Raw genomic sequence first — 13,528 nt, forward strand, 5'->3', positions numbered from 1 at the left:
AAGAATATAAACGCTCGTGAAGATTATTCACGAGCGTTTTTTTTATGTGTTTAAATTGTATGTGATTACATAATATGTATTTCGGTAAAGTTTTTATCAACAGTTAATTGATAACTTGTTTTCACGTCGTTTAATGCTTTTAAATCAATTTCTACATTATCAATTTCTATTTTAGAGATATTGAAAGGCATTCCTATAAGTTTTAATTTAAAGCGTGTATAAGGTGTTGTAAACTTACCAGATGTATGTTGCTGTATAATTAACTCGTTAGGTTTACCATTAAGCTTAAACTTGCTTAAATTATAGCGTCCTTTTGTGTAATCGTAACCGTCATGTATATCGTCGAATAATAGAGATTGTTCTTTTCCTAATTTGTAATGTACTTCTAGAGTAATCTCATCAAATTCTTTTTCGCCTACATATTGTTGTATTGGATACTTTGGAATAATACTTCCTTCTTTTATAAAGATTGGCATGGTGTCTAAATCGGTATCTACCCAAATTTCTTTACCACCTTGAACAAGTTGTTGTGTCCAGTAATTATACCAATTTCCACGCGGAATATACATACGGCGTCCTTTAGAATTTGGTTCTAAAATAGGGCAAACCAAAATGTTGTTTCCGTAAACAAATTCATCTGTACGGTAATGGGTTTGTATGTCTTCTTGATCGTAAAGCACAAGCGATTTTAAAATGGGAATACCTTCGTCTAAATATTGCCAAAAAGCGGTGTATAAATAGGGTAAAAGCTGGTAACGTAATTCTATAAAGCTACGAACTATATCTGTTACTTCGTCTCCAAACATCCAGGGTTCTTGCTCGCCATGATCTCCAGAAGAGTGTGTTCTACAAAACGGATGAAATACGCCTAACTGAATCCAACGGGTGTATAATTCGCCATTAGGTTGTTCTGCAAAGCCTCCAATATCACTGCCTATAAACGAAAATCCTGAAAGCGACATGCGTTGTGCTTGTACGTTAGCAATCCATAAATGTTCCCAACTTGCAACGTTATCTCCGGTCCATGAAGAGGTATAACGTTGTGTTCCTGAATACGCCGCTCTTGTTATAACAAATGGACGTTTTGGGTATGCAAATTTCTTTAAACCGTGATAGGTTGCTCGGGCCATTTGCATGCCGTATACATTATGTGCTTTTCTATGGCTACAAGGGTTGCCTTCGTAGTCGTGGCGTACATCGTCAGGGAATGTTTTGTTAGGAACTTCCATAATGGCTGGCTCGTTCATATCATTCCAAACACCTCTTACTCCTATATCTTCGACAAGTTCTTTAAATAAATCGGACCACCAATCTCTGACTTCTTTTTTTGTGAAATCTGGAAAATAGCATTGTCCTGGCCAAACTTTCCCTTTCATATATGGACCATCTCCACGTTTACAAAAATAATCATTGTCTAATGCTTCTTTAAAAACATGATATTCGGGATCTATTTTAATTCCAGGATCTATAATAACAATGGTTTTAAAGCCATCGTCTGCTAATTCTTTAACCATCCGTTTTGGATCTGGAAAATAGTCCTTGTTCCAAGTAAAACAACGAAAACCATCCATATAATCGATGTCTAAATAAATGGCATCGCACGGAATTTTTAATGTTCTAAATTTTGAAGTAATTTCTTTGACTTTAGATTCTGGATAATAACTCCATTTACATTGATGATAACCTAAAGACCAAAGTGCTGGTAATTGATGTGGTTTTCCTGTTAAATCTGTATAATTGGCTACAACATCTGTCATTTTTGGACCGTACATGAAGTAGTAATTCATTTCTCCTCCATAAGCCCAGAAACTGGTTATATTTTTACGTTCGTTTGCAAAATCGAAACACGATTTAAACGAATTATCAAAAAATATACCATAAGATTTACCATGATGTAAACCGGTGTAAAAAGGGATTGCTTTGTATAATGGATCTGTATGTTTACCAAAGGCAAAGGAGTCTGAAACCCAATTTTCGAAACGTTTTCCTTTTAAATTTAAATGATCGGGCTTGTCTCCTAAACCGTAATAACTTTCACCGTCGTTAGAGACTTTACTCATTTTTACAATATTACCACCAAATTCGTAACATTCTTCCCAATGATAACCTAATTCATCTTGAGAAATTAAAGTATGGTCTAAAGCATCAAATAATGAGATATTTAAATTGCTTTTATCAATCTTACAAATCAATTTTGAAGTGGTTACAATATAAAAATTATCAACGTCTTCAACCTCTAAATGATTATAACCTGTACTTGCATATTTTGTAATGGCGTATGAGAAGTCTTTTTCGAAATTAGGAAAAGTAGAATATCTAAAACGCAATACACTATCGCGAACAATTGTAAGTTGTAACCCCACTCCATTTTCTGTTTTAAAAAGAAGTGTATCTATGTTTTTTTCGTAAAAAACAATATGATTAGGATATTGATCTCCCTTTTTTTCTAATTCAGTATTTGTAATCATGATATATTAATTAGGATATAATATAAACCTAGTTTTTTAGACTATTATATCCTTTCTTTTTATTAAAATTAAGCGTATTTTTTAATTTAAAGGATAATCTTTATGTTCTAAAATTTTACATATTACAAAATACTGTATTTACTTATATTTGAAAATACTAATTGCTAAAGGAGGTACGGTTATAGACGCCATAAATGGTTTATTATTCCATGTTTCCTTTTTAGCTTTTATAGGTTTTACATTTAGTATTCCGCTACCACCATATACTGTATTATCGCTATTAAAAACTTCTATTAAACTGCCTTTTCTAGGCACTCCAATATCGTAGTTTTTATGACTATTTGGTGTGAAATTACAGACCACGATAAGGTCGTTTTCTGGGTCGTGTCCTTTTCTTATATAAGATATTACTGCATTTTGATGATCATCGTAACTAATCCATTCAAATCCATCTTGGCTAAATCCTTTTTCGTATAAAGCCGGCGTATTTTGATAGAGTGTATTTAAAGTTTTTAAATAATTTTTAGTATTTATATGTGGTTCAAATTCTAATAAACTCCAATCTAAACTACTTAGTGAATTCCATTCGTTATATTGTCCAAACTCAGACCCCATAAACAGTAATTTTGTTCCGGGATGTGTGTACATATAGCCATACATTAATCTTAAATTGGCAAAACGTTGCCATTCGTCTCCAGGCATTCTACCTAATACAGAGTTTTTACCATACACAACCTCGTCATGAGAAATAGGTAACATAAAATGTTCTGAAAAAGCGTAGGCTAAACTAAATGTAATATCGTTTTGATGATAACTTCTATAAATTGGATCCTTTTTAAAATAATTTAAGGTATCGTGCATCCAACCCATCATCCATTTCATTCCAAAACCTAATCCGCCATGTTCCACTTTGTTGGTTACACCGGTATAGGCTGTAGATTCTTCGGCTATGGTTTGTATGCCATTAAACATAGAATATACGGCTTCATTACATTCTTTTAAAAATGAAACTGCTGCTAGATTTTCGTTGCCACCATAAATATTTGGTTCCCATTCACCTTCTTCTCTAGAATAATCTAGGTAAATCATAGATGCCACAGCATCTACTCGTAAGGCATCTATATGGTAATTTTGAAGCCAATATACTGCGTTACTTATTAAAAAGGAACGGACTTCTGGGCGTTCGTAATTAAAAATTAAACTTTTCCAATCCGGATGATAGCCTTTTCTAACATCGGGATGTTCGTAAAGATTTGAGCCGTCAAAATTTCCTAAACCATGAGCATCTGATGGGAAATGGGAAGGAACCCAATCTAAAATTACACCAATATCTGCTTTATGGAATGCATCAATTAAACCCATAAATTCTTGAGGTGTCCCAAACCTAGATGTAGGTGCAAAGTATCCTGTAATTTGATATCCCCAAGATGGATCGTAAGGATATTCCATGATAGGCATAAACTCTACATGTGTGAAATTCAGGTCTTTTACATAATCTACTAAAGTCTTAGAAAGCTCGGTATAGGTTAAAAAACGATCTTCTTCAACATTACGCATCCAAGAACCTAAATGAACCTCGTATACAGCATATGGTCTGTCTAAACCATTTTTTTCATTTCGGTAAGACATCCAACTTTTGTCTTTCCATTTATAGTCTGAATTGTCCCAAACTACAGAAGCAGTTTTTGGAGGCTGCTCGCAACGTATACCATACGGATCTGCTTTTTCTGTTCTTATATCGTTATTATTGCTAGTAATAGCATACTTATACAAACTTCCTTTACCAATTTTTGGAATAAACCCTTCCCAAATTCCGCTGGAATCCCAGCGGACATTTAGAGGGTGTTTTTCTGAGTTCCAAAAGTTAAAATCTCCAATCACAGAAACCGATTTAGCACTAGGTGCCCATACTGCAAAATAAGTCCCTTTTACACCTTCGCAGGTGATAATATGTGATCCAAATTTTTCGAATAAATTATAATGTTTCCCAGATTTAAATAAATTAATATCAAAATCGGTAAATAAGCTAAACGGTTTAACTTTAGTCATAGTTGTTTGTTGTAAATCACTTCAAATTAGCTTGACGTGAAAAAATAAGATATTCTAGTATTTATAGTACAAACCCTGATGGTACAACAGCGCCTTTTTTAATCACTACAATACCATCTCTAATTACATAAAGATCGGTTTCTGTATCTTCTAAATGTTTACCACCGTTAATGGTAACATCGTCTCCAATTTTACTGTTTTTGTCAATTATAGCGTTGTTTATTACACAACGTTCGCCTATACCAACAAGAATTTTTATGTGGTTTTTATCTATTTCTTCAAGTGTTTCGTAATAATCAGATCCCATAATGTATGAGTTTGTAATTACGGTGTCTTTTCCAATACGTGCTCGAATTCCAATAACAGAATGCTCGATTTTAGAGGCTTGAATAATACAGCCTTCAGCAATAACAGCTTTATTTAATGTAGTTCCTGCTAGTTTGGTGGTTGGAAGCATTCTAGCGTGTGTGTAAATACGCTGATTGGTATCGTACAAATTAAATTTAGGGATATCGTCTGTTAAGCCTAAGTTGGCTTCAAAGAACGATTCTATGGTGCCTATATCTGTCCAATATCCTTCATATTGATAACTATACACTGGACGTTTCCCAATAGCCTGAGGGATAATTTCTTTACCAAAATCGTTCGTGCTTGGGTCGTTCATTAAATCGACTAACAACTGTTTGTTAAATACGTATATACCCATGGACGCTAAGTAATGACGTCCTTCTTTTTTCATGTCTTCACTAACTTCAGATTCCCACCCTTTAATTAACTCACTATTAGGTTTTTCTATAAATGAAGAAATCATGCTATTTTCATCGGTTTTTAAGATTCCGAAAGATGTCCCGTCTTTAGCATTTACTGGATATGTAGCGACACTAATTTCTGCGCCACTTTCAATATGTTTTTCAATTAATTCATTAAAATCCATTTGATATAATTGATCACCAGAAAGGATAAGCGCATACTCAAAATCGTTTCTTAAAAAGTGATGCATACTTTGTCTAACGGCATCTGCAGTGCCTTGAAACCAATTACTATTACTTATAGTTTGCTCGGCAGCCAATACATTTACAAACGCAGAACTAAAAAAACTAAAGTGGTAGGTATCTTTAATATGACGGTTTAATGAAGCTGAATTAAACTGTGTTAATACAAACATACGTTTGATGTCTGAGTTGATACAGTTTGAGATAGGAATATCTACTAATCGATATTTTCCTGCAATTGGAACAGCTGGTTTAGATCTGTCTTCGGTTAAAGGGTAAAGTCTTGAGCCTTGACCTCCACCTAGAATAATAGATAGTACTTTGTTGTTAATCATAAAAATGGATTTAATGAGTTATACACGTTTAAATATGATTGTGCTGAAGCATGCCAAGAGTGGTCTATAGACATAACATTAGCTCTAGTTTGTTTAAATATTTCTGAATCATAAAATTCTGAAGCGCGTTCTATGGCTTCACAAACTTCTGATACAGTGACACCGTTATGGCAAATTCCAAACCCGCCATCGTAAAGATCTTCTACAGTATCTTTTAATCCACCAACACTATTTACTATTGGAATTGTACCGTATCTTAACGCATACATTTGGTTTAAACCACAAGGTTCTACTCGAGATGGCATTAAAAGAAAATCTGCACCGGCATATATAATATGCGAGAGTTTTTCGTCGTAACCAATATAGGCATTGTATTTATCTGGAAATTTATCTTTAAGGTTTATCAGGTCGTTTTCGGTGTGTTTTTCACCAGAACCTAATAGTAATATCGAGATGTCGTTGCCAAACAATGATTCTGAAAAAATCTTAGGAAATAAATCGGCTCCTTTTTGTTCTACTAAACGCCCAATAAAAGCAATAAGTGGTCGTTCTACATCTAAATTAAATTCGTTACACAGCCATTCTTTATTTTTAAATTTGCCTTCTTGTATGGTCTCTTGTGTATAATTTTCTATAATTAATGGATCTTTTTCTGTATTCCAAACATCTGTATCAATCCCATTTAAAATTCCAATACATTTAGCATGTTCGTCGCTTAAAAGAGATTCTAAACCATTTGCATTTAATTTTAATTCGTCCATGTAATTTGGAGATACAGTAGTTACTATCCAAGCACATTTTATAGCTGATGCCATTGGGTTTATACAGTGATTCCAATCTAATAATCCAACATGACTGAATTTAAACTCAGGAATAAGCCCCACTAAATCGTGAGAAAACCAACCTTGATACTGGGCATTATGAATGGTAAAGGCTACAGCAACTTTTCTGAGCATAGAGTATCTAAACGATTCTTGCATCATAAAAGGAATTAATCCGGTATGATGATCGTGACAATGTATAACATCTGGAATTGTATCGCTTTGAGCAATCCAATCTAAAGCAGCAATTTGGAAGGCTAAGAAGCGTTCTGTATCGTCTGAGGTATATACAAAATCGGTATATAAAAGTTCTGGTACATCTACAAAAAAGATATTGAAACCCAAATCATTTTCATGATCTTTTAAGGTTAAAATCCTAAAATCGTAGTCTGTTTCACCTAGTAAAATGGTGTCATTATATACGGCTTTAAAACAATGAGATTGGGTGTATTTGTTTTTGTAAAAAGGCATTACAACCTGACTAGTTACACCAAGTTCATTTTGGTATTTTGGTAGTGCACCTAAAACATCCGCAAGACCGCCAACTTTGGCGATTGGGTAACATTCGGCACTTAGATGAGTGATTATCATAGCTTATAAAATGGCATTTCCCTATAAACTTAAAAATATTATTTGAATTACTTATTATGAATCTGATACTATTATTAAAAAAAGTGTTATTTGGATTAATTATCTATTATTAATGAATAATATGCTTTTTAGAATTTATAAAAAGAGATTTTACTTATTCTTACATATTATATTGATTGTTAATTTATAACGCAAAAAAAAGACCGTCTTTTCAGACAGCCTTTTTTAATAAATATAATGTTATGTTTTTGTTTAATCGTTTAGTTTTAAAACGGCCATAAATGCTTGTTGAGGTATTTCTACATTACCAACTAAACGCATACGTTTTTTTCCTTTTTTCTGCTTTTCTAAAAGTTTACGTTTTCTAGAAATGTCTCCACCGTAACATTTAGCTGTTACATCTTTACGTAAGGCTTTAATAGTTTCTCTAGAAATAATTTTTGCTCCAATTGCAGCTTGAATTGGAATATCGAATTGCTGACGTGGAATTAATTCCTTCAGTTTTTCACACATTTTCTTTCCGATACTTTGTGCATTATCTGCGTGAATTAAAGCAGAAAGGGCATCAACAGTTTGTGCATTCAATAAAATATCAAGTCTTACTAATTTAGACGTCTTCATACCAATTGGATGATAATCGAAAGAAGCATATCCTTTAGAGACTGTTTTTAAGCGATCGTAAAAATCGAATACAATTTCTGCTAAAGGCATATCGAACGTTAACTCTACACGCTCTGGTGTTAAATAGGTTTGATTTAAAATCATTCCTCGTTTTTCAATACAAAGCGACATAACGTTACCAACAAAATCTGCTTTTGTAATAATCGTTGCTTTAATATAAGGTTCTTCAACTCTATTAATTGTTGAAGGATCAGGTAAATCTGATGGGTTATTTACAATAAATGCTGTATTGGGCTCTTTATTTGTAAAGGCGTTATAAGATACGTTAGGAACTGTTGTAATAACAGTCATATCAAACTCACGTTCTAAACGTTCTTGTATAATTTCCATGTGTAGCATTCCTAAAAAACCACAACGGAAACCAAAACCTAAAGCGGCAGAACTTTCTGGAAAGAACACTAGCGATGCATCGTTAAGTTGTAATTTTTCCATAGAGTTACGCAACTCTTCATAATCTTCTGTGTCTACAGGGTAAATACCAGCGAAAACCATTGGTTTTACATCTTCAAAACCTTCAACGATGTTTGTTGTAGGTTTATCAAAATCTGTAATTGTATCACCAACTTTTACTTCTTTAGCTGTTTTTATACCAGTAATTAAATACCCAACATCTCCAGCTTTTACACTTTGTTTAGCTACTTGTGTTAGTTTTAATGTCCCAACTTCATCGGCATAATATTCTTTATCTGTCGCAACAAATTTTATTTTTTGTCCTTTTTTAATTTCGCCATCAAAAACTCTAAAATAAGTTTCAATACCTCTAAAAGTATTATAAACAGAATCGAAAATTAAGGCTTGTAATGGAGCATTAACATCTCCTTTTGGTGCAGGAATACGTTCAATAATTGCTTTTAAAATATTCTCGACACCAAAACCTGTTTTTCCACTAGCGTGAATTACATCTTCTGGGTTACAACCTAAAAGATCGACAATATCATCTGTAACTTCTTCTGGATTGGCACTTGGTAAATCTACTTTATTAAGAACAGGAATAATTTCTAAATCGTTCTCTAACGCTAAATATAAGTTAGAAATGGTTTGGGCTTGTATGCTTTGTGCAGCATCTACAATAAGAAGGGCACCTTCGCAAGCAGCAATAGATCTAGAGACTTCGTAAGAGAAATCGACGTGGCCAGGAGTATCAATAAGGTTTAAAACATATTGTTCTCCTTTGTAAGTATAGTCCATTTGTATGGCATGCGACTTAATGGTAATACCACGCTCGCGCTCCAAATCCATACTATCTAGTAACTGGTTTTGTTTTTCACGTTCGGTAACCGAACCTGTATAATCTAATAACCGATCGGCTAATGTACTTTTACCGTGATCTATGTGTGCAATGATGCAAAAATTTCTGATGTTCTTCATAAAGAAAACTATACCTTGCTTTAATCTGCAAATATAGTAGAATAACATTAGCAATTTAATTTTTTATAGTAGTAGTTTTTATATGCTAAAACTTTAATTTGTAATGTGGTTATCTCTAAATTTAATTTAATTTTTTTATGTTATTTTTGAACAACCATTTTCCCTTTATGTCTTTAAAACTTACTTACTTATTTTTTCTCTGCTCTTATTTTTGTGTGTCTCAGGAAATTAAATTTTCGGGTCAGGTTGTAGATAAAAATAATACGCCTATTTCTTATGCGAACGTTATGTTGGTTAATACAGTCGATAATTCTAAAATTAAAGGCACAATAACTACAGAAACAGGTCACTTTTTTATACAATATATAGAAGCAGGAACGTATATTTTAGAAGTTAGTTTTATAGGTTACTCAGGGTATACTTTAGAAATACTATTGGATGCTAATAAAAAACTTGAACCTATTGTATTAAACGAATTTAACGAAGCACTTGATGCTGTTAATCTTTTTGCAACTAGACCTACTTTTAAAAAACTATCCGACCGACTTATTTTTAATATTGAAGACACTTCGCTTACAGAAGGTAGTGTTATGGATGTGTTGCAAAGCACACCAGGTATTTTAATTATGAACGACCAGATTAGTGTAAAAAATAATTCAAATATTATTTATTTAATTAATAATAAGCGTGTTTATTTAACTGGAGAAGATTTACAACAATTATTATCGGGTACCAATGCAACCTATGTACAATCTGTAGAGGTTATTACAAATCCGCCAGCACAATACGATGCCGAAGGTGCAGCTGTGATTAATATAATAATGAGTAAAAATTTAATTATTGGTTATAATGGCAGTGTGTATACAAGATATACTCAAGGCATGTATCCTCGGGTTAGAGTAGGGACGAGTCACTTTTATAAAACCGATAAATTAAGTGTTTTTGCAAACTATTCTTACGGTGACAGAAAGAAGAATAGAATAAATACAAGTGAAATACATTTTATTGAAGACGATGTTGTTGTTGGGCAATGGAATGATAAAATTGATAGAAACACAGAATCGAGAATGCACGATGCGAATGCAAATATAGATTATGCTATTAATGATGCTAATTTGCTTTCGTTTTCTACGAATGTAAGTATTACACCATACTGGAATAGACTAGCAGATATGACAACAGAAGCTATAGACTCTTCGTTTGTATCTCAAAATATTATAAATGATTCTAAAACCAATGCGGCTTTTAATTTAGATTATTTAAATACGTCTGAATCTGGTAATACTTTTACAGTAAACTTACATCACACCAATTATGATTATGAGCGCGATCAAGACATGAGTTCTAAATATTACAATATAGATAATGTTTTTACTCGCGAAAACATGTTTAATTCTACATCTATACAACACACTTATATTTATTCTGCACAGGCAGATTATAATATAACATTAAAAGAGGATATCGCTTTTAATTCTGGAGCAAAAGTATCGTTAATAGATTCTAAAAGTAATGTCAATCAGTTTTATTTAGAAGACAATCGTTTTATTATAGACGCGTTAAATAGTGGAATTTTTAATTATCAAGAAACCAACTACGCTGCTTATGTAAATGCTTCAAAAACTTGGAAAACTTGGAGTGTTTCTGCAGGATTACGTGGTGAGTATACAGATGCAAAAGGCGATGTCTCGTCTATATATGAACTTAATAAATTCGATTACTTTAAATTGTTTCCAACCGTAAATATCTCGCACGACTTTAACGAGAAGCATAGTTTAGGTTTATCTTACGGAAAGCGTATCGAGCGGCCTACATATTCAGATTTAAATCCGTTTAAATACTATTTTAACGATTATACGTACTTACAAGGAAACCCTAATTTAAACCCAACACTTTCGCATTTAACAACTTTGTCTTATACTTTAAACGGATCGTATACGTTCGAGGCTTATTATCGTTACGAGAAAGATCCAACTTCAGAATTGGTGTTTCAGGAGAATGAAACGAAGCAGATTATTTACTTGCCTACTAATTTAGATAAAACAGTAGATTATGGTTTTGATTTTATGACTTATCAGTCCTTTACAGATATTTGGTCGGTATATGTTATTAATTCTATTTTCTATCAAAAATCGTATTTTAATGCAGTTCAGAGTGAAAATATGCTCGAAACCAATCAGTCTTGGTCTATGTATACTAATATTATGAATTTCTTTTCTTTCACTGAAGATCGAAGTTTAAGTGGCGAAATTTCGTTATTGTATATATCTCCTATGATTAATGGCTCGTCTAATGTGTCTTCTAGAACACAAGTCGATTTAGGGTTAAAAAAGAGCTTTAACAACGGAAAATGGGTCGCATCACTTAAATTGAGCGATATTTTTAAAACCACAAATTTCACGGTTAAAAACAAGTATTTAAATCAAGATAACACGTACCATAATCGTTTCGATAATCAATATTTTCGACTAGGATTACGTTATAACTTTGGAAACACAAAATTATCTACCAACGAAAAAGAAGATAAAGAGTTAAACGAAAGAAACCGTTTAGGCTCTGAAGACGAGAATAATTAACAAACTTCTATGTAATTGATTTATAATATGATTATCTCTGAATTTAATTTAAATATTTATGTTATTTTTGAGCAACCATTTTACATTTTATGTCTTTAAAACTAACTTATCTTTTTTTACTGTATTCTTGTTTTTGTGTCTCTCAGGAAATTAAAATTTCTGGTAAAGTCCAAGATCATAATAATTTGCCAATTTCATATGCGAATATCATTTTAGTAAATACGCAAGATGATAATAAAATTTTAGGAACCATAACTAATGAAAATGGATACTTTATTATAGAAAACATCGAATCAGGAACGTATAACTTAGAGATTAGTTTTGTAGGATATTCTAGTTATGCATCAGAACTCGTTATCGATAAGGTTCTTTATTTGAAACCTGTTATTTTAAAAGAAGCCTCCCAAGAAGAGTTAAAAGTTATTGAGGTTTTTATAGAAGAACCTAATAAGTAAAATTTGTCTCCAAAACAATAAAGTATTATTAGAGCGTAATTGCTTAAATTCTAAGTATTCTAATACTTAGAACTCTTTTTTAAAACCTGTTTTCCGCATTTTAAGTTTTAAATACTTCAAACACAAAATATTAACGAAATAGTGTTTATTCTATCAATTTCAGTATTTTTGCTCACTTAAAAAAACAGACTTTGGTTAAAATAGATACTATAGAACTTCCCGATTTTCCGTTGCTTTTAGCGCCTATGGAAGATGTTAGCGATCCACCTTTTCGCGCACTTTGTAAAGAACAAGGTGCAGATGTGGTGTATACCGAATTTATTTCTAGCGAAGGCCTAATTCGTGATGCAGTAAAAAGTACCATGAAATTAGATATTTACGAAAAAGAACGTCCGGTTGGCATTCAAATTTTTGGAGCCAATTTAGATAGTATGCTTCAAACCGTAGATATTGTAACCGAGTCTAAACCCGATATTATTGATATTAATTTTGGATGTCCTGTAAAAAAAGTAGTCTCTAAAGGGGCAGGTGCTGGGATTTTAAAAGATATAGATTTAATGGTAAGTCTTACCGAAGCTATGGTAAAACGCACCCACTTACCAATAACTGTAAAAACCCGTTTGGGTTGGGATCACGATTCTATTCGTATTTTAGAAGTTGCCGAACGTTTGCAAGATGTAGGGTGTAAGGCTATTTCTATTCATGGACGTACGCGTGCACAAATGTATAAAGGCGATGCCGATTGGGCTCCAATTGCCGATGTAAAAAATAATCCAAGAATGCATATTCCTGTATTTGGAAACGGCGATGTAGATACGCCAGAGAAAGCCATGAAAATGCGAGACGAATACGGTTTAGATGGTTGTATGATTGGGCGTGCTAGTATTGGAAATCCGTGGTTTTTTAAACAAGTAAAACACTTTTTTGAAACCGGAGAACATCTAGATCCAATTACTATTCAAGAACGTGTAGAAGCCGCAAAACGTCATTTACAAATGGCAATCGATTGGAAAGGTGAAATCTTAGGTGTTTTTGAAACCCGTCGTCATTATACAAACTACTTTAAAGGGATTCCGCATTTTAAAGAATACCGTCAGCGTATAGTAACTAGCGATGCTTCAAAAGATGTTTTTGATGCTTTAGATATGGTTTTAAACGATTTTTCTGACTATAAGTTTGAACGTTAATACCG

Annotated in this window: 8 protein-coding genes; 3 read left to right on the top strand and 5 right to left on the bottom strand. The window is 32.8% G+C overall.

Features of this window, described 5'->3' with window-relative positions; all coding sequences use genetic code 11:
- Nucleotides 1–65 precede the first annotated feature (65 nt).
- The 5 genes from Q1B05_RS00570 to lepA all read right to left on the bottom strand — a co-directional run bounded on the left by Q1B05_RS00570 (nucleotide 66) and on the right by lepA (nucleotide 9,305).
- Nucleotides 66–2,468, bottom strand: coding sequence for a glycoside hydrolase family 31 protein (locus Q1B05_RS00570; RefSeq protein ID WP_299776542.1), 2,403 nt, complete (start codon nucleotides 2,466–2,468; stop codon nucleotides 66–68).
- Between the two features lie 138 nt (nucleotides 2,469–2,606).
- A complete protein-coding gene (gene glgB / locus Q1B05_RS00575) occupies nucleotides 2,607–4,517 on the bottom strand; it encodes a 1,4-alpha-glucan branching protein GlgB (protein ID WP_299776543.1) in 1,911 nt (636 codons plus the stop codon).
- A 61-nt stretch (nucleotides 4,518–4,578) separates the two neighbouring features.
- A complete protein-coding gene (locus tag Q1B05_RS00580; protein ID WP_299776544.1) occupies nucleotides 4,579–5,844 on the bottom strand; it encodes a glucose-1-phosphate adenylyltransferase in 1,266 nt (421 codons plus the stop codon).
- Nucleotides 5,841–7,256, bottom strand: a complete 1,416-nt coding sequence (locus Q1B05_RS00585; RefSeq protein ID WP_299776545.1) for a glycogen synthase — start codon at nucleotides 7,254–7,256, stop codon at nucleotides 5,841–5,843. Before Q1B05_RS00585 ends, Q1B05_RS00580 begins: the two co-directional genes overlap by 4 nt.
- A gap of 252 nt (nucleotides 7,257–7,508) precedes the next feature.
- Nucleotides 7,509–9,305, bottom strand: a complete 1,797-nt coding sequence (gene lepA, locus Q1B05_RS00590; RefSeq protein WP_299776546.1) for a translation elongation factor 4 — start codon at nucleotides 9,303–9,305, stop codon at nucleotides 7,509–7,511.
- 167 nt (nucleotides 9,306–9,472) lie between these two features.
- On the opposite strand from lepA, the gene Q1B05_RS00595 reads away from it, so the two are divergent.
- The 3 genes from Q1B05_RS00595 to dusB all read left to right on the top strand — a co-directional run bounded on the left by Q1B05_RS00595 (nucleotide 9,473) and on the right by dusB (nucleotide 13,523).
- Complete coding sequence (locus Q1B05_RS00595; protein ID WP_299776547.1) at nucleotides 9,473–11,881, top strand: outer membrane beta-barrel family protein; 2,409 nt, start codon at nucleotides 9,473–9,475, stop codon at nucleotides 11,879–11,881.
- An 89-nt stretch (nucleotides 11,882–11,970) separates the two neighbouring features.
- The gene (locus tag Q1B05_RS00600; protein ID WP_299776548.1) at nucleotides 11,971–12,336 is read left to right on the top strand and encodes a carboxypeptidase-like regulatory domain-containing protein; all 366 of its coding nucleotides are present in this window, start codon (nucleotides 11,971–11,973) and stop codon (nucleotides 12,334–12,336) included.
- 191 nt (nucleotides 12,337–12,527) lie between these two features.
- On the top strand, nucleotides 12,528–13,523 hold the full coding sequence (gene dusB / locus Q1B05_RS00605; protein WP_299776549.1) for a tRNA dihydrouridine synthase DusB: 996 nt from the start codon (nucleotides 12,528–12,530) through the stop codon (nucleotides 13,521–13,523).
- The last annotated feature ends 5 nt before the right edge of the window (nucleotides 13,524–13,528 follow it).

Source organism: uncultured Formosa sp. (assembly GCF_947500765.1).
In the GTDB taxonomy this organism is placed as follows: Bacteria; Bacteroidota; Bacteroidia; order Flavobacteriales; family Flavobacteriaceae; genus Formosa.

What these genes read in the sequence shown, in the direction of transcription:
- Q1B05_RS00585 (WP_299776545.1), bottom strand. Translation starts at nt 7,256, where the DNA reads ATGATAATCACTCATCTAAGTGCCGAATGTTACCCAATCGCCAAAGTT.
- Q1B05_RS00600 (WP_299776548.1), top strand. Translation starts at nt 11,971, where the DNA reads ATGTCTTTAAAACTAACTTATCTTTTTTTACTGTATTCTTGTTTTTGT.
- Q1B05_RS00595 (WP_299776547.1), top strand. Translation starts at nt 9,473, where the DNA reads ATGTCTTTAAAACTTACTTACTTATTTTTTCTCTGCTCTTATTTTTGT.
- lepA (WP_299776546.1), bottom strand. Translation starts at nt 9,305, where the DNA reads ATGAAGAACATCAGAAATTTTTGCATCATTGCACACATAGATCACGGT.
- Q1B05_RS00580 (WP_299776544.1), bottom strand. Translation starts at nt 5,844, where the DNA reads ATGATTAACAACAAAGTACTATCTATTATTCTAGGTGGAGGTCAAGGC.
- glgB (WP_299776543.1), bottom strand. Translation starts at nt 4,517, where the DNA reads ATGACTAAAGTTAAACCGTTTAGCTTATTTACCGATTTTGATATTAAT.
- Q1B05_RS00570 (WP_299776542.1), bottom strand. Translation starts at nt 2,468, where the DNA reads ATGATTACAAATACTGAATTAGAAAAAAAGGGAGATCAATATCCTAAT.